The organism is Polynucleobacter sp. TSB-Sco08W16 (genome assembly GCF_018687455.1).
In the GTDB taxonomy this organism is placed as follows: domain Bacteria; phylum Pseudomonadota; class Gammaproteobacteria; order Burkholderiales; family Burkholderiaceae; genus Polynucleobacter.
Map to the genome: position 1 here is coordinate 64,042 of NZ_CP061291.1, position 14,659 is coordinate 78,700.

Here is a 14,659-nt window from a genome sequence, read left to right on the forward strand (position 1 = left end):
GAGGCTAACGTGGCAAAACTATCCCTAATTGAGCGCGAGAATAAGCGCGCAAAAACTGTAGAGAAGTACGCTGCAAAGCGTGCTGAACTCAAAGCGATCATTGCTGATCAATCACGCAGCGATGAAGAGCGCTATGAAGCTCGCTTGAAGCTACAGGCACTTCCACGTAACGCAAGCCCGATTCGTCAAAGAAATCGTTGTTCATTAACCGGTCGACCACGTGGCACATTCCGTAAATTCGGTTTGGCTCGTAGCAAGATTCGTGAAATCGCCTTCCGTGGCGAAATCCCCGGTTTAACCAAGGCCAGCTGGTAAGCGGCGAAAGAATTAGGAGAACTCATGAGTATCAGCGATCCAATCGCCGACATGTTGACCCGGATCCGCAATGCGCAAGCAGTGCAGAAACCACTAGTCACTATGCCGTCGTCAAAAGTAAAAGTAGCTATCGCAAAAGTGTTGCAAGATGAAGGCTACATCGAGAATTTCGAAATCAAAGGTGAAGCAGCTAAGCCAGTGCTACACATTGATCTCAAATACTATGCAGGTCGCCCTGTTATCGAGCGTATTGACCGTGTTTCAACACCAAGTCTACGTATCTATAAAGGCCGCCATGACATTCCAGAAGTAATGAATGGCTTGGGCATTGCAATTATTTCAACCCCTCAAGGCGTAATGACAGACCGTAAAGCACGTGCAACAGGCGTGGGCGGCGAAGTTATTTGCTACGTAGCTTAAGGAGCGAAATATGTCCCGCGTAGGCAAATCACCAATTACAGTTCCAAAGGGAGCTGAAATCAGCATCAACGGTGCAAATATTACTGTTAAGGGCCCATTGGGTACTTTGACACACAACTTGCATCCTTCTGTTGGTTTGAAACAAGAAGATGGCGTACTGACAGTTGTTTTAAATAACGACTCACCAGAAGCTGGTGCACAGTCAGGTACTGCACGTGCTTTGGTTAACAACATGGTTGTTGGCGTAACTGCTGGCTTTGAGCGCAAGCTCAGCTTGGTAGGTGTTGGTTACCGTGCTGCTGCTCAAGGCGAAACATTGAAATTGCAGTTAGGTTTCTCACACGACATTATTTACAACCTTCCAAAGGGTGTAAAAGCAGAGACTCCAACTCAAACTGAAATCATTATTAAAGGCTCCAACAAGCAGCAAGTTGGCCAGGTCGCAGCCGAAGTTCGCGCATACCGTTCACCAGAGCCATACAAAGGCAAGGGCGTTCGCTACGTGGATGAGGTTGTGCATCTGAAAGAAACTAAGAAGAAGTAAGCGAGATTAGAAAATGAATAAAGACGAATCCAGACAAAGACGTGCTCGGCAGACTCGTATTCGCATTGCCGAAGCAATGGCAAATCGCTTAACAGTTATCCGTAGCAATACTCATATTTCTGCACAGGTTTATAGCCCATGTGGAACCAAAGTTGTAGCAGCTGCTTCAACGATGGAAAAAGATTTGCGCCAAGCGATCAAAAACGGCGGCAATGCTGACGCAGCTGCACAAATCGGTAAGTTAGTTGCTGAGCGTGCTGTTAAAGCAGGTGTTGTTGATGTTGCTTTTGATCGTTCCGGTCATCGTTACCACGGCCGTATTAAGGCCTTAGCTGAAGCTGCGCGTGAAGCCGGCCTGAAGTTCTAATAGGGTTTAGGAAAAAACATGGCAAAAATGCAAACTAAGATGCAAAACGAAGAGCGTGATGATGGTCTTCGCGAGAAGATGATTGCTGTTAATCGTGTAACAAAAGTGGTTAAGGGTGGTCGTATTCTCGGCTTCGCTGCACTCACTGTAGTTGGCGATGGCGATGGCCGCATCGGCATGGGAAAAGGCAAGTCAAAGGAAGTTCCAGTTGCTGTTCAAAAGGCAATGGACGAAGCTCGTCGCAAGATGATCAAAGTTTCCTTACGCAAGGGTACTTTGCAGCACACTGTTACTGGTCAGCACGGCGCATCACGCGTTTTGATTTCTCCAGCTAAAGACGGTACTGGAATTATTGCTGGCGGCCCAATGCGCGCTATTTTCGATGTAATGGGTGTAACCAACGTGGTTGCTAAGTCACTCGGTTCTACAAACCCGTACAACTTGGTTCGCGCAACAATTGATGGTTTGAGCAAGATGAGTACTCCTGCTGAGATTGCTGCTAAGCGCGGTAAGTCAGTTGAAGAGATTCTCGGCTAAGACCAAAAGATTAGGAATCTACAAATGACAAAATCAAACTCCAAAGTCAAACTGCAATTAGTACGCAGCTTGATCGGTACACGCGAAAGCCATCGTGCAACTGTACGTGGCTTAGGCCTTGGTCGTATCAATTCAGTATCTGAATTGGAAGACACACCAGCTGTTCGCGGCATGATTAATAAAGTTTCTTATCTAGTTAAAGTCATTGGCTAATAACTAGCAAGTAAATAGGCGAAGAATATGCAACTCAACACAATTAAACCTGCAGAAGGCTCCAAGAAAAACCGTCGTCGCGTAGGTCGCGGCATTGGTTCTGGTCTTGGTAAAACTGCTGGCCGTGGTCACAAAGGTCAAAAGTCCCGTTCCGGCGGATTCCATAAAGTTGGATTCGAAGGCGGTCAGATGCCTATGTACCGTCGTTTGCCAAAGCGTGGTTTCGTGTCTTTGACACGTCGTCACGTTGGACAGATTACCTTGAACGACTTAGCAAAGATCAATTTGCCAGAAGTGGATCTCTTGGTATTGAAGGCTCACGGCTTTGCTGGCGAGCAAATCAATGCAATGAAGGTGATCAAGACTGGTGAAATCAAGATTGCTGTAACCCTCAAGGGCATTACAGCAACAGCCGGTGCAAAAGCAGCTATCGAAGCGGCTGGCGGCAAATTGGTTGAGTTGGCTTAATAGGTCTTTTCAGAAGATATGGCATTAGCACCTACCAATAACGCAAACACTGCAACAGCAGGAGGCAAGTTCGGCGATTTACGTCGTCGCTTGGTTTTCCTGGTGCTGGCTTTGCTTGTTTATCGTTTGGGTGCACATATTCCTGTGCCGGGCATTGATCCGGATCAGTTAGGCCAGCTCTTTGCAGGTCAAAAAGATGGCATCCTGGGTATGTTTAATTTGTTCTCAGGTGGTGCTTTATCTCGCTTTACTGTCTTCGCTCTCGGAATCATGCCGTACATCTCTGCATCGATCATCATGCAGTTGATGACGATTGTTGTTCCAGCATTAGAGTCTTTGAAGAAAGAAGGCCAAGCCGGTCAACGCAAGATTACTCAGTACACCCGTTATGGCACTGTATTCTTGGCTACTTTCCAAGCATTAGGGATTTCAGTGGCATTGCAAGCGCAGCCAGGCTTGGTCATTAACCCTGGCCTCATGTTTGAATTGAACACCGTCGTTACTTTGGTAACTGGTACCATGTTCTTAATGTGGCTTGGTGAGCAAATTACAGAACGTGGTTTAGGTAACGGTATTTCTATTATTATTTTTGGCGGCATTGTATCTGGCTTGCCAAATGCTTTAGCTAGTTTGTTAGAGTTGGTTCGCACTGGCTCAATGAATATTATTTCTGCACTTTTGATCGTAGTGATCGTTGCAGCAGTTACTTACTTTGTGGTGTTTGTAGAGCGTGGCCAACGCCGTATCTTGGTGAATTACGCTAAACGTCAAGTTGGCAACAAAGTTTATGGTGGCCAGTCTTCATACTTCCCATTGAAGTTAAACATGGCAGGTGTAATCCCTCCAATCTTTGCATCATCAATTATTTTGTTCCCTGCAACGATTGCTGGCTGGTTTACATCCGGTGAACCCACCAACATGTTCAGCAGAATCATTAAAGACTTGGCTGCAACATTGGCTCCAGGCCAACCTGTTTACACAATTTTGTATGCAGCTGCGATCATTTTCTTCTGTTTCTTCTATACCGCTCTGGTATTTAACAGCCGCGAGACTGCTGAGAATTTGAAGAAGAGTGGCGCATTTGTTCCTGGCATCCGTCCGGGTGACCAAACAGCGCGTTACATCGATAAGATCTTGGTGCGCTTAACTTTGGCCGGTGCAATTTATATGGTTTTGGTTTGCTTGTTGCCAGAATTTTTAGTGTTGAAGTACAACGTGCCGTTCTATTTCGGCGGTACTTCATTGTTGATTATTGTTGTTGTTGCAATGGATTTTATGGCTCAAGTTCAGTCATTTGTCATGCAGCAGCAGTACGGCTCTTTGATGAAAAAAGCTAACTTTAAGATGGGCGCTTAACTGAATGTCTAAAGACGATGTAATTCAGATGGCGGGAGAAGTTGTAGAGAATTTGCCGAATGCGATGTTTCGCGTGAAGCTAGAAAACGGTCATGTGGTTTTAGGGCACATTTCCGGAAAGATGCGGATGCACTACATCCGTATTTTGCCGGGAGATAAGGTGACGGTGGAGATGACTCCTTACGACCTGACGCGCGCCAGAATCATATTCCGGGCGAAGTAAAGATTAAGTTGTACCTATTTTTAAGAGGTGAGTTATGAAAGTTTTAGCATCCGTTAAGTGTATTTGCAGAAATTGCAAGATCATTAAGCGCAAACGCGTTGTGCGCGTGATCTGTTCTTCAGACGCACGTCATAAGCAGCGTCAAGGCTGATCTGGTTAATTAAGAGGAAATCTCATGGCACGTATCGCTGGGGTAAATATCCCAAATCATCAACATACTGTTATCGGTTTAACAGCAATTTTTGGCATTGGCACAACTCGTGCTAACAAAATTTGTCAAACAACAGGTGTTGCAATCAATAAAAAAGTTAAAGATCTTACTGACGCTGACTTGGAAAAGTTACGTGATGAAGTAGGTAAGTTCATTACCGAAGGTGACCTTCGTCGTGAAGTAACTATGAGCATCAAGCGTTTGATGGACTTAGGTTGCTACCGTGGCGTACGTCATCGCAAGGGCTTGCCTGTACGTGGTCAACGTACTAAGACTAACGCTCGTACCCGTAAGGGCCCGCGTAAGTCTGGCGTGCAACTGAAGAAATAATCAAGAAAGTTTATTGACATGGCAAAACAACAATCCGCTTCCGCAGCCTCACAGCGCGCTCGTAAGAAGGTTAAAAAGAACGTTGCTGACGGTATTGCACACGTTCATGCTTCTTTTAATAACACCATTATTACGATCACTGATCGTCAAGGAAATGCGCTTTCATGGGCAACTTCTGGCGGCCAGGGCTTCAAGGGCTCACGTAAATCAACACCTTTTGCCGCTCAGGTAGCTGCAGAAGTTGCTGGTAAGACAGCTATTGAATGCGGTATCAAGAATTTAGAAGTTCAGATCAAGGGCCCAGGCCCGGGTCGTGAATCAGCAGTTCGTGCATTGAACTCATTGGGCATCAAGATCACTGAGATTCAGGACGTAACTCCAGTTCCACACAATGGTTGCCGTCCTCCTAAGCGTCGTCGTATCTAAGCTAGGAAGTTGGCAGTACAAGTTTTAGTAGTTTTTTATTAAAGCCCACTGTTCGCCTGATTTAAAGGGCGAACTCACCGCCGGTCGTAAGGCTGCGGCAAAGAAAGGAAAGCATCGTGGCACGTTACTTAGGGCCTAAGGCCAAATTAGCACGTCGGGAAGGTACCGACTTATTTTTAAAGAGCGCTCGTCGCGCCCTGTCAGACAAGTGCAAGTTAGATACTAAGCCTGGTCAACATGGTCGTACATCCGGCTCAAGAACATCTGATTACGGCAATCAATTGCGTGAAAAGCAAAAGGTCAAGCGTATCTATGGCGTATTAGAGCGTCAGTTCCGTCGTTACTTCGCAGAAGCTGAGCGTCGTAAGGGCAATACTGGTGAAACATTGCTTCAGTTGTTAGAGTCACGTCTCGATAACGTAGTCTATCGTATGGGTTTTGGTTCTACTCGCGCTGAAGCGCGTCAGTTGGTTTCCCATTGTGCAATTTTGCTCAATGGCAGCCCTGTGAATATCCCATCAATTCAGGTAAAGCCTGGTGATGTTGTTGCGATTCGTGAAAAAGCGAAAAAGCAAGCGCGTATTACTGAATCACTCAATTTAGTTGGACAAATGGCAGCTGTTACTTGGGTTTCAGTTGACGCAGCTAAGCTCGAGGGAACATTTAAGCAAGTGCCTGACCGTGAAGACATCAGCGGTGAAATTAATGAAAGTTTGATCGTCGAATTGTATTCACGCTAATTAGGCACTCTCAAGGAAAAAATATGCAAACAAATTTGCTCAAGCCAAAAATTATTTCTGTTGAAGCGCTTACCGCCAACCAAGCTAAGGTTGTTATGGAGCCGTTCGAGCGTGGCTATGGCCACACACTCGGAAATGCATTACGTCGCGTACTCTTGTCCTCGATGGTTGGTTATGCACCAACTGAAGTAGCTATTGCAGGTGTAGTTCATGAATACTCCACTTTAGATGGAGTGCAAGAAGATGTTGTCAATCTCTTGTTGAACCTCAAAGGTATCGTATTTAAATTGCAGTCCCGTGATGAAGTCACTATCAATTTGCGTAAAGAAGGCCCAGGCGTTGTTACTGCAAAAGATATCGATTTGCCACACGATGTAGAAATCATCAATCCTGATCACGTGATCGCTCACTTGTCCGCTGGTGGCAAGTTAGACATGCAGATCAAGGTTGAAAAAGGTCGTGGCTACGTTCCAGGTAACGTTCGTCAATACAACGACGAAACTACTAAGATCATTGGCCGCATCGTATTGGATGCTTCATTTAGCCCGGTTAGCCGTGTTAGCTATGCCGTTGAGTCTGCTCGTGTTGAGCAACGTACCGACCTTGATCGTCTCGTAATGACAATCGAAACCAACGGTGTGTTGTCTCCTGAAGAAGCAATTCGCCAGGCTGCTAGCATCTTGGTTGATCAGTTAGTAGTATTCGCAGCTCTTGAGAGCAGCGAAGTTTCTGGTGATCTCGCACCAAGTCGCTCTTCAATGGTTGATCCTATGTTGATGCGTCCGGTTGATGATCTCGAGCTCACAGTTCGCTCTGCAAACTGCTTGAAGGCTGAGAACATTTACTACATCGGTGACTTGATTCAACGTACAGAGAATGAATTGTTGAAGACGCCTAATTTGGGTCGTAAGTCTTTGAATGAAATCAAAGATGTATTGGCTGCTCGTGGTTTAAGTCTTGGCATGAAACTCGAAAGCTGGCCTCCAGCTAACCTCGAGAAATAATTAGAAAGGAAGCATCATGCGTCACGGAAACGGCTTACGCAAACTAAACAGAACATCTTCACATCGCTTGGCGATGCTGCGCAACATGTCCAATTCTCTTTTGGAGCACGAAGTGATTAAAACCACTTTGCCAAAAGCAAAAGAATTGCGCATGGTTGTTGAGCCCTTGATTACCCTTGGTAAAAAAGACAACTTGGCAAACCGTCGCTTGGCATTCAATCGCACTCGTGATCGCGATATCGTGACCAAGCTCTTTACAGAGCTCGGCCCACGTTACGCAACCCGTCCAGGTGGCTACCTTCGTATTTTGAAGTTCGGCTTCCGTCATGGCGACAATGCCCCAATGGCATTGGTTGAGTTGGTTGATCGTCCAGAAGTTGAAGAAACAACAGTAGCTGAAGAGGCTTAAGTCTCCCAGTTGCATCTAAAAGCCAGGCTTCGGTCTGGCTTTTTTATTTATAGGTTTATAAATACGGTATGTCTCAAAACCCCTCAGTCAATCCCGATCGGCTCCTGATGGTCATTACTAGCCTTCCCAATATGGAGGCTGCTAAAGGCTTAGCTCACGCTCTGGTAGAGGGGAAAATGGCTGCCTGCGTCCAATTGATGGGTGGTATGAAGTCGGTTTATCGCTGGGAAGGCAAGCTTTGCGAGGAATATGAGGTTCTATTGTCCGCAAAAACTACTGCAAGCAAGTGGCCACAAATCTCCCGCTTTATTCAAGCGGAGCATCCATATGATATTCCAGAGATTCTGGCTTTTTCACCCGAGCAATATGCGCAGCAATACGGCGAATGGGTTCAAGCTGAGGTAAATTCAAAGGCATGAGAATTCCATCGTTTCTGAAAATCGTTTTTGCCTTAATTGTGCTGCTATCAGCACAAGTATTTGCGACTACGGATTTCTTGCCACCAGAAAAGGCGTTCCGACTAGAAGCTACTTGGTTGGAAAATTCAAATCAAGTAGAGCTTGAGTTCTTGCCTGCCAAGGGTTACTACATCTACCAAGAATCACTGAAATTTGATGCTGGCACGCAAGCTGGGAAGCTATATAACATCAGACCTCAATTACCTAATGGTGTTGAAAAGTTTGATGAAACTTTTCAGAAAAAACTGCAGATTTATAAGCAGCCCTTTATGGTTTTGCTGGATATCAAACCCGTTGCTGGAAAACCGACTCATGTTGAAGTCACTTTGCAGGGTTGTGCCGAGGCGGGCATTTGCTATCCACCTATGACGCTGAAATTCTTATTAGCTGCGCCTGGTGTTAAGGCCGCACCAATACCCGAGGTTCTGGACGGTGCACAAGTTTCATCAGGTTCTCAAGCAGAATTTAGCTTGACGGATTTATGGCGTGAGCGCGATGACGTCAATGCCATTGGCCGGTTTCTACAAAGTACCTCCACAGCTTATTTATTCTTGGCGTTCTTTGTCTTAGGCTTAGCATTGGCATTTACGCCTTGCGTTTTACCAATGTTGCCAATTCTCTCTAGTGTGATCTTTGGCACGCAGGGCGGGCAAGCTGTATCCAAGAGGCGTGCCAGTGTCTTGGCGGCGTCCTATGTCTTGGGTATGGCGCTGGTCTATGCCATGGCTGGCGTACTCATGGCAGCCCTTGGAGGGAGCGTACAAAGAGCATTACAAAGCCCATTTGCACTGGCTACTTTTGCGCTATTACTGTTGGCCTTATCTGGCAGCTTATTCGGCTTGTATGACTTACGCTTACCCCAAGCATGGCATCAGCATGTAGACCGGCTTGCTGGTCGTCAAAAGGGAGGTAGTGTCTTTGGAGCGTTTGCCTTGGGGGGCATTTCTACTTTGGTAGCTAGCCCTTGTATTACCGCTCCATTGGCAGGTGTTTTAGCTTTTATTGCTCAAACAGGCTCGATCAGTCTGGGCGCAGGATTGCTCTTTGTCATGGCGCTGGGAATGGGCTTACCGCTCCTCTTCATTGCAATTGAGGCGCGCATATTAATTCCATCTACCGGTATTTGGATGGTTTGGTTACAGCGTACCTTAGGTGTTTTATTGGTTGCCACCGCTGCCTGGATTGCCTCTCCTTTAACTCAAAAAAATGAGCCTATTGGCTCTGTGAAGACCATTAATGGGCAGAGTATTCATCAAGTAGGGGATTTATCTTTTGTCGTCATTCATTCGCCGGCAGAGTTAGATGCTCAACTCACAAATGCAAAGCAAGAGCAAAAAATAGTATTACTCGATTTTTATGCCGATTGGTGTATCAGTTGCAAAGAAATGGAAGTGAATACTTTTACAAACACTGAAGTGAGCAAAGAGCTAAAGCAATTTGTTTTATTGCAAGCCGATGTGACAGCAAATAGCCCTGAGAATCAAGCACTATTGAAGCGGTTTGGTTTGTATGGCCCGCCCGGTATTTTGTTCTTCGATCAAAGCTCGGGTGAACAAAAAGATCAACGCGTGATTGGTTATATGCCGCCACAGCGCTTTCTAGAGCAATTGCGTAGAATAGTTCGCTACTAAAGCGATGGCAAAAGTCTCCGGTATTTTCATTGCATCGAGCGCTGGTGAGTCAATGCTTCAAAAGAGCTTTGTGAAGATGCTTCCCAATGTTGGGATTGACGGTGATCGGTATGCGCTTGGCTTGGGGGCATATTCAAAGGGATTACCAACAAAGATAAGGGATATCTCGCTGATTACGCGAGCGGGAATCGATGCGGCAAATCAGGAATTAAAGTTGCTGGGCCTAGATCCATTTCTGGACTATGAAACCAGAAGAAATATTGTTATTGAGGGCTTAAGCTCGCAACTCTTAAATAACTTAGTTGGCAAAGAATTTTATTTGGGCAAGCTTAAACTGAGGGCTACTGAGTTATGCATTCCATGCGAGCGCCCATCCAAACTCTCCAAGAAAAAAGATTTTCTTAAGGCGTTTGAGGGTAGAGGCGGAATTAGGGCTCAAATATTAGAGGCAGGCGAGATCAAGCTTGGCGACCTACTTACTGAATATTATTGATTTGACTGAATGAGTCTAGCCGCCTCTAGAGCAAAGTAAGTGAGAACACCATTAGCGCCGGCACGTTTAAATGCGAGTAAAGATTCCATCATGACGGCGTCATGATCAAGCCAACCATTTTGGGCGGCAGCTTTGAGCATGGCATATTCTCCGCTTACTTGATAAGCGTAAGTGGGGTAATTAAATTCTTCTCTAACACGGCGCACGATGTCTAAATAGGGCATGCCAGGCTTCACCATGACCATATCCGCACCTTCGCTGATATCAAGTGCAACCTCTCGCAAAGCCTCGTCACCATTGGCGCAATCCATCTGATAAGTTTTTTTATCTGCCTTACCTAAGTTTTTTGCCGAGCCAACCGCGTCTCTAAATGGACCATAAAAAGCAGATGCATATTTGGCGGAATAAGCCATGATGCGAGTATGAATTAAATTCTTCTGCTCAAGCGCTTCCCGAATTTTTCCAATACGACCATCCATCATGTCTGATGGCGCAACGATATCAACCCCAGCTTCTGCCTGTACAAGAGCTTGCTTCACTAAGATTGCAGTGGTCTCATCATTGAGAATGCGACCTTGATCATCTAGTACGCCATCTTGGCCATGGCTTGTATACGGATCGAGCGCAACGTCGGTCATGATGCCTAAAGTTGGAAAGCGTTTTTTGAGTTCACGAACAGCCGTTGGAATAAGCCCGGATGGATTAAAGGCTTCTTTCCCATCGGGGGTCTTTAAGGATGCATCGATGACCGGAAAGAGTGCTAAGACTGGGATTCTGAGCTCGACACATTCTTTTGCAACTGGAATGAGAAGATCTAATGAAACACGATTTACGCCAGGCATTGAGGCAACAGCCTCCGACTTGCCTTGACCCTCTAGAAGAAAAACTGGATAAATGAGATCGCTTGCTGAAACCGAGTTTTCCTGCATTAGACGACGCGACCAACCATCACGTCGCATGCGACGCGGGCGATGACTTGGAAAGTTGAGCAAAGCGTTAACTGGTGATTTCATCTTCATGGGTTTCTGCTTCAAATAGCCATTTAATAATTAAATTATCTGCCTCTTCAAGACCAATGCGTTTGGTGCTAGAGAATAATTGTGCCGTAAGTTGCTTTGATTCTCCCGTGCCATCAGGCAAAGCAGGGTCATATTGTTGTAGTTGCTTGCGCACAGCTTCAAGAGCATGTTTACATTCACTCTTATTGAGTTTGTCGCATTTGCTGAGCAAAATATGGATCGGCTTACCGGTTGGCACGAACCATTGAATCATTTGTTCATCCAGATCGGTTATTCCCCGGCGAGAGTCCACGATCAGTACCATGCCGACCAATTGCTCACGCTCCTGTAAATAGTCGCTTAGAAGGGCATTCCAGTGATATTTGGTCTCATGATTGACCGCAGCGTAGCCATAGCCTGGTAAATCGACTAAGTAAGCCAAAAGGTCATCTTTTGCAAAGATTCCAAAATAATTGATATGTTGGGTGCGTCCTGGGGTTTTACTAGCAAAAGCGAGTCTTTTTTGGTTGCAAAGGACATTCAGGGCGCTGGATTTACCCGCATTTGAGCGACCAGCAAAGGCCACCTCCCGCAAGGGGGTAGCAGGCAGGCAATGGGTGTCATTGACTGTAGTGGCGAATCGGGCTTGAAAGAGTTTAGACATGTCCTGAAGCTATTGTAAAATCACGCAAAATCATGAAATATCTCATGGTGTTGGGTAAAAGGTTGTAAATGTAGGGCCCAAACACTTTTAGGAATTTTTGCCAAGGTAAACATAATGCGTCAAACCTCTCAAATCTCCAAATTCACTAGCTTGCGTGCTGGATTTGCAGTCCTCTCTATTTTCGCCCTGATCGGTGTTTCTGTTCCAGCTAATGCGGCTGATGCTGCTCCTATGGCGCCTGCAGCAGAGGCAGCACCTGCTGCCGAAGTAAAGGTGGCAGTTCCAGGCAAGCCAAAGGCTGATTTAGCCGCTGGTGAAGCATTGTATTCAGCTGGTGATGCAACTCGGGGTGTAACTGCTTGTATTACCTGCCACGGTCCCAAAGGACAAAGTGCAGTGGGTACATGGCCGAAACTTTCTGCTCAGCATGCCGCTTACCTCACTAAGCAATTGAAAAACTTCAAAGAAGGTACTCGTGCCAATGCAATCATGATGGGTATGGCTGCTACTTTGACAGAGCAAGACATGATTAATATTTCAGCGTTCTTGGTAAAGCAACCAGTCTCACAAGGCGTTGCTCAAAATAAAGACACTATCGAGTTGGGTCAAAGCATTTATCGCGGCGGTATCGCTGCTAAAGGCGTTCCTGCTTGTGCTGCTTGTCATAGTCCAAACGGTGCTGGCATTCCTGCTCAATATCCACGCTTAGGTGGTCAGTGGGCTGACTATACATACGCCCAGTTAGTGGCATTTGGTAACGGTACGCGTAAGAATGGCCCAATGATGACTACCATTGCTGGCAAGCTTTCAGATGCAGAAATGAAAGCCGTTTCTGACTACATGGCTGGATTACATTAAGTATTGATAGATCTTCAAATAAAAACCCCGCTCAAGAAGCGGGGTTTTTATTTGTCTAAATCTGTTTGAGATTATTTTGGCAAAACTGTTTCAGTAGCGAATAAGTCAGCTGTTTTTTCGCGCGCACGAATAACATACGCATTTTTTCCATCAACCATAATCTCTGCCGGCTTTGGGCGAGTATTGTAGTTCGATGCCATCACAAATCCATAAGCACCAGCCGAGAGGATTGCTAATAGATCGCCTTCTTCAACTGCAAGATGACGATCTCTTCCAAGCCAGTCGCCTGATTCGCAAACTGGACCAACGATGTCATAAGTCAGGCTCTTTGTTTGCTTGGCTTGCACCGGCACGATGCCATGGTGAGCTTCATAAAGAGCTGGACGCATGAGCTCAGTCATCGCGGCATCGACAATGCAGAAGTTTTTCTCGGCGCCTGGCTTAAGATATTCGACGGTTGTCAAAAGCACGCCAGCATTGCCTACTAGTGAGCGCCCAGGCTCGAGTACTACGTCTAGATGGTCAAAGCCGCGTTCAGCTACATGGTTTAGCAGGGTATTGGTGAACTCAGTAATGTCAGGTGGAGTTTCATCACTATAAGAAATACCGAGTCCGCCGCCAAGATCCAGATGATGAATCACAATGCCTTCTCTTTTGAGGTGTTCTACTAGATCTAATACCTTATCCAGGGCATCTAAGTAAGGTGCGGTAGTAGTGATCTGCGACCCAATATGACAGTCAATTCCGACTACATCAATCTGTGAAAGTTGCGATGCTTCACGATAGGTTTTTAAAACTTCGTGATACGCGATACCAAATTTATTTCCTTTTAAACCCGTAGAAATATAGGGGTGAGTTTGTGCATCTACATCAGGATTCACGCGTAAAGAAATTGGGGCACGGCAGTTTAATTTCGTAGCAACACGATTAATGTTGTGTAGTTCAGCAATTGATTCAACATTGATGCATTTAACGCCAGCCTGCAAAGCGGTTGCGATTTCTGCAGAAGATTTACCAACGCCAGCAAACACAAGGCTTTTGGGATCAGCGCCAATAGCTAGGGCACGGGCTAATTCACCGCCGCTAACTAAGTCAAAACCAGCGCCCAAATTTTTAAAGCAATCGATGACTGCTAAATTGCTATTGGCTTTCATGGCGTAGTGCACACGCGCACGACGCTTACCTTTGGAATCAATACAAGCTTTGTCATAGGCCTGGTAAGCCTCAGTCAACGCTTTTTTACTGTAGACATAAAGTGGCGTACCAAACTCTTTTGCCAAATCTGCTAATGGAATTTCTTCGGCATACCAATTGCCATTGCGTTCAGTAAAGCCAGATAAGTGAGGAATAGGAATTGCTTTACTAGTCATTAATTAGCCGGGGAAGAGGGGTTGGTGCTAGCAGGAGTCTGGGGCGGATACAACTTACCCTTAGGCTCAGGATCGGTAGGCGGTGTAGGAGCAGGGGGTACATTTGGCATATATAGAGGCCCCCTAACCCCACATCCTACAAGGGATATTAGGAGGCTAATACCGAGGGCTCTATTAAGAATCGCTATCATGAATGTCTCTAAAACGAATGATTGAATATAGCATGCAGGACTCTGTTATGAATCCAAATAATTCAGGCGTAGAAACCATTGATGACAAGCAGTTCTACCAATTGGGTAGCAATCTGTTGCAGTCGATTGAAGTTGCGCTGGAAGCTGCAGACGACGCATTAGATCTTGATTTGGATGTGGAGCGCCAGGGCGGAAATGTCATCAATATTCGCTTTCGGGATAAAAGCGTCATTGTGGTCAATACCCAGCCACCACTTCATGAAATTTGGGTGGCTGCTAAATCAGGCGGTTACCACTATCGCTGGGCTGGCACAGTAGCTCAACCCCTGTGGCTTGATACCAAAACTGGTAAAGAGCTCTTAAGTGACTTATCAGAATTTGCTAGTGCCCAAGCTGGGCAGACATTGAAGATCGGATTGATCAAATCCTAATG

24 protein-coding genes are annotated in these 14,659 nt (G+C 45.9%); 20 read left to right on the plus strand and 4 right to left on the minus strand.

The window, feature by feature from the left end; genetic code table 11:
• Positions 1 to 9: 9 nt before the first annotated feature.
• From rpsN to FD961_RS00455, 18 genes are all read left to right on the plus strand, one after another.
• Positions 10 to 315, plus strand: coding sequence for a 30S ribosomal protein S14 (rpsN, locus tag FD961_RS00370; RefSeq protein ID WP_071464445.1), 306 nt, complete (start codon positions 10 to 12; stop codon positions 313 to 315).
• Between the two features lie 24 nt (positions 316 to 339).
• Complete coding sequence (rpsH, locus tag FD961_RS00375; RefSeq protein ID WP_071464446.1) at positions 340 to 735, plus strand: 30S ribosomal protein S8; 396 nt, start codon at positions 340 to 342, stop codon at positions 733 to 735.
• Between the two features lie 10 nt (positions 736 to 745).
• The gene (gene rplF / locus FD961_RS00380; RefSeq protein ID WP_215360614.1) at positions 746 to 1,279 is read left to right on the plus strand and encodes a 50S ribosomal protein L6; all 534 of its coding nucleotides are present in this window, start codon (positions 746 to 748) and stop codon (positions 1,277 to 1,279) included.
• A gap of 13 nt (positions 1,280 to 1,292) precedes the next feature.
• Complete coding sequence (gene rplR, locus FD961_RS00385; protein ID WP_215393649.1) at positions 1,293 to 1,646, plus strand: 50S ribosomal protein L18; 354 nt, start codon at positions 1,293 to 1,295, stop codon at positions 1,644 to 1,646.
• 18 nt (positions 1,647 to 1,664) lie between these two features.
• Positions 1,665 to 2,183 carry a 30S ribosomal protein S5 gene (gene rpsE / locus FD961_RS00390; RefSeq protein ID WP_068947703.1) on the plus strand — a complete coding sequence of 173 codons (519 nt, stop codon included), beginning with the start codon at positions 1,665 to 1,667 and terminating at the stop codon, positions 2,181 to 2,183.
• 24 nt (positions 2,184 to 2,207) lie between these two features.
• Positions 2,208 to 2,396, plus strand: a complete 189-nt coding sequence (gene rpmD, locus FD961_RS00395) for a 50S ribosomal protein L30 (protein ID WP_068947704.1) — start codon at positions 2,208 to 2,210, stop codon at positions 2,394 to 2,396.
• Positions 2,397 to 2,423: 27 nt separating this feature from the next.
• Complete coding sequence (rplO, locus tag FD961_RS00400) at positions 2,424 to 2,864, plus strand: 50S ribosomal protein L15 (RefSeq protein WP_215393650.1); 441 nt, start codon at positions 2,424 to 2,426, stop codon at positions 2,862 to 2,864.
• 18 nt (positions 2,865 to 2,882) lie between these two features.
• Positions 2,883 to 4,220 carry a preprotein translocase subunit SecY gene (secY, locus tag FD961_RS00405; protein WP_215393651.1) on the plus strand — a complete coding sequence of 446 codons (1,338 nt, stop codon included), beginning with the start codon at positions 2,883 to 2,885 and terminating at the stop codon, positions 4,218 to 4,220.
• Between the two features lie 4 nt (positions 4,221 to 4,224).
• A complete protein-coding gene (gene infA, locus FD961_RS00410; RefSeq protein ID WP_068320132.1) occupies positions 4,225 to 4,443 on the plus strand; it encodes a translation initiation factor IF-1 in 219 nt (72 codons plus the stop codon).
• 34 nt (positions 4,444 to 4,477) lie between these two features.
• Complete coding sequence (gene rpmJ / locus FD961_RS00415; RefSeq protein ID WP_012357167.1) at positions 4,478 to 4,594, plus strand: 50S ribosomal protein L36; 117 nt, start codon at positions 4,478 to 4,480, stop codon at positions 4,592 to 4,594.
• A 24-nt stretch (positions 4,595 to 4,618) separates the two neighbouring features.
• Entirely contained in the window at positions 4,619 to 4,984 is a 366-nt protein-coding gene (rpsM, locus tag FD961_RS00420; RefSeq protein ID WP_071464450.1) for a 30S ribosomal protein S13, read from the plus strand.
• Between the two features lie 18 nt (positions 4,985 to 5,002).
• A complete protein-coding gene (gene rpsK / locus FD961_RS00425; protein ID WP_015420254.1) occupies positions 5,003 to 5,410 on the plus strand; it encodes a 30S ribosomal protein S11 in 408 nt (135 codons plus the stop codon).
• Between the two features lie 116 nt (positions 5,411 to 5,526).
• Positions 5,527 to 6,150, plus strand: a complete 624-nt coding sequence (rpsD, locus tag FD961_RS00430) for a 30S ribosomal protein S4 (RefSeq protein ID WP_011901924.1) — start codon at positions 5,527 to 5,529, stop codon at positions 6,148 to 6,150.
• 23 nt (positions 6,151 to 6,173) lie between these two features.
• A complete protein-coding gene (rpoA, locus tag FD961_RS00435; RefSeq protein WP_071464451.1) occupies positions 6,174 to 7,154 on the plus strand; it encodes a DNA-directed RNA polymerase subunit alpha in 981 nt (326 codons plus the stop codon).
• Positions 7,155 to 7,170: 16 nt separating this feature from the next.
• Complete coding sequence (gene rplQ, locus FD961_RS00440) at positions 7,171 to 7,563, plus strand: 50S ribosomal protein L17 (RefSeq protein ID WP_071464452.1); 393 nt, start codon at positions 7,171 to 7,173, stop codon at positions 7,561 to 7,563.
• A gap of 68 nt (positions 7,564 to 7,631) precedes the next feature.
• Positions 7,632 to 7,982 carry a divalent-cation tolerance protein CutA gene (cutA, locus tag FD961_RS00445; RefSeq protein ID WP_215393652.1) on the plus strand — a complete coding sequence of 117 codons (351 nt, stop codon included), beginning with the start codon at positions 7,632 to 7,634 and terminating at the stop codon, positions 7,980 to 7,982.
• A complete protein-coding gene (gene dsbD, locus FD961_RS00450) occupies positions 7,979 to 9,652 on the plus strand; it encodes a protein-disulfide reductase DsbD (RefSeq protein WP_215393653.1) in 1,674 nt (557 codons plus the stop codon). The genes cutA and dsbD overlap by 4 nt, the downstream gene beginning before the upstream one ends.
• Before the next feature lie 4 nt (positions 9,653 to 9,656).
• A complete protein-coding gene (locus FD961_RS00455) occupies positions 9,657 to 10,145 on the plus strand; it encodes an MOSC domain-containing protein (RefSeq protein WP_215393654.1) in 489 nt (162 codons plus the stop codon).
• Here FD961_RS00455 and hemB read toward each other — a convergent pair.
• Both hemB and yihA read right to left on the minus strand, forming a co-directional pair.
• Positions 10,139 to 11,158: a porphobilinogen synthase gene (hemB, locus tag FD961_RS00460; protein WP_215394292.1), complete on the minus strand. Its 1,020-nt coding sequence runs from the start codon at positions 11,156 to 11,158 to the stop codon at positions 10,139 to 10,141. The two genes, FD961_RS00455 and hemB, sit on opposite strands and share 7 nt — an antisense overlap.
• Positions 11,142 to 11,807: a ribosome biogenesis GTP-binding protein YihA/YsxC gene (yihA, locus tag FD961_RS00465; RefSeq protein WP_071464456.1), complete on the minus strand. Its 666-nt coding sequence runs from the start codon at positions 11,805 to 11,807 to the stop codon at positions 11,142 to 11,144. Before yihA ends, hemB begins: the two co-directional genes overlap by 17 nt.
• Before the next feature lie 114 nt (positions 11,808 to 11,921).
• On the opposite strand from yihA, the gene FD961_RS00470 reads away from it, so the two are divergent.
• Complete coding sequence (locus FD961_RS00470) at positions 11,922 to 12,665, plus strand: cytochrome c (RefSeq protein ID WP_215393655.1); 744 nt, start codon at positions 11,922 to 11,924, stop codon at positions 12,663 to 12,665.
• A gap of 71 nt (positions 12,666 to 12,736) precedes the next feature.
• Here FD961_RS00470 and lysA read toward each other — a convergent pair whose 3' ends face one another.
• Positions 12,737 to 14,035 (minus strand): diaminopimelate decarboxylase, encoded by a 1,299-nt coding sequence (lysA, locus tag FD961_RS00475; RefSeq protein ID WP_215393656.1) that lies wholly within the window; start codon positions 14,033 to 14,035, stop codon positions 12,737 to 12,739.
• Complete coding sequence (locus tag FD961_RS00480) at positions 14,035 to 14,226, minus strand: lipoprotein (protein ID WP_215393657.1); 192 nt, start codon at positions 14,224 to 14,226, stop codon at positions 14,035 to 14,037. Before FD961_RS00480 ends, lysA begins: the two co-directional genes overlap by 1 nt.
• Positions 14,227 to 14,258: 32 nt before the next feature.
• On the opposite strand from FD961_RS00480, the gene cyaY reads away from it, so the two are divergent.
• Complete coding sequence (gene cyaY / locus FD961_RS00485) at positions 14,259 to 14,657, plus strand: iron donor protein CyaY (RefSeq protein ID WP_371817154.1); 399 nt, start codon at positions 14,259 to 14,261, stop codon at positions 14,655 to 14,657.
• The last annotated feature ends 2 nt before the right edge of the window (positions 14,658 to 14,659 follow it).

Coding starts and splice junctions, on each gene's coding strand:
- rpsH (WP_071464446.1), top strand. CDS start 340: ATGAGTATCAGCGATCCAATCGCCGACATGTTGACCCGGATCCGCAAT.
- rplF (WP_215360614.1), top strand. CDS start 746: ATGTCCCGCGTAGGCAAATCACCAATTACAGTTCCAAAGGGAGCTGAA.
- rplR (WP_215393649.1), top strand. CDS start 1,293: ATGAATAAAGACGAATCCAGACAAAGACGTGCTCGGCAGACTCGTATT.
- rpsE (WP_068947703.1), top strand. CDS start 1,665: ATGGCAAAAATGCAAACTAAGATGCAAAACGAAGAGCGTGATGATGGT.
- rpmD (WP_068947704.1), top strand. CDS start 2,208: ATGACAAAATCAAACTCCAAAGTCAAACTGCAATTAGTACGCAGCTTG.
- rplO (WP_215393650.1), top strand. CDS start 2,424: ATGCAACTCAACACAATTAAACCTGCAGAAGGCTCCAAGAAAAACCGT.
- secY (WP_215393651.1), top strand. CDS start 2,883: ATGGCATTAGCACCTACCAATAACGCAAACACTGCAACAGCAGGAGGC.
- infA (WP_068320132.1), top strand. CDS start 4,225: ATGTCTAAAGACGATGTAATTCAGATGGCGGGAGAAGTTGTAGAGAAT.
- rpmJ (WP_012357167.1), top strand. CDS start 4,478: ATGAAAGTTTTAGCATCCGTTAAGTGTATTTGCAGAAATTGCAAGATC.
- rpsM (WP_071464450.1), top strand. CDS start 4,619: ATGGCACGTATCGCTGGGGTAAATATCCCAAATCATCAACATACTGTT.
- rpsK (WP_015420254.1), top strand. CDS start 5,003: ATGGCAAAACAACAATCCGCTTCCGCAGCCTCACAGCGCGCTCGTAAG.
- rpoA (WP_071464451.1), top strand. CDS start 6,174: ATGCAAACAAATTTGCTCAAGCCAAAAATTATTTCTGTTGAAGCGCTT.
- rplQ (WP_071464452.1), top strand. CDS start 7,171: ATGCGTCACGGAAACGGCTTACGCAAACTAAACAGAACATCTTCACAT.
- cutA (WP_215393652.1), top strand. CDS start 7,632: ATGTCTCAAAACCCCTCAGTCAATCCCGATCGGCTCCTGATGGTCATT.
- dsbD (WP_215393653.1), top strand. CDS start 7,979: ATGAGAATTCCATCGTTTCTGAAAATCGTTTTTGCCTTAATTGTGCTG.
- FD961_RS00455 (WP_215393654.1), top strand. CDS start 9,657: ATGGCAAAAGTCTCCGGTATTTTCATTGCATCGAGCGCTGGTGAGTCA.
- hemB (WP_215394292.1), bottom strand. CDS start 11,158: ATGAAATCACCAGTTAACGCTTTGCTCAACTTTCCAAGTCATCGCCCG.
- yihA (WP_071464456.1), bottom strand. CDS start 11,807: ATGTCTAAACTCTTTCAAGCCCGATTCGCCACTACAGTCAATGACACC.
- FD961_RS00470 (WP_215393655.1), top strand. CDS start 11,922: ATGCGTCAAACCTCTCAAATCTCCAAATTCACTAGCTTGCGTGCTGGA.
- lysA (WP_215393656.1), bottom strand. CDS start 14,035: ATGACTAGTAAAGCAATTCCTATTCCTCACTTATCTGGCTTTACTGAA.
- FD961_RS00480 (WP_215393657.1), bottom strand. CDS start 14,226: ATGATAGCGATTCTTAATAGAGCCCTCGGTATTAGCCTCCTAATATCC.
- cyaY (WP_371817154.1), top strand. CDS start 14,259: ATGCAGGACTCTGTTATGAATCCAAATAATTCAGGCGTAGAAACCATT.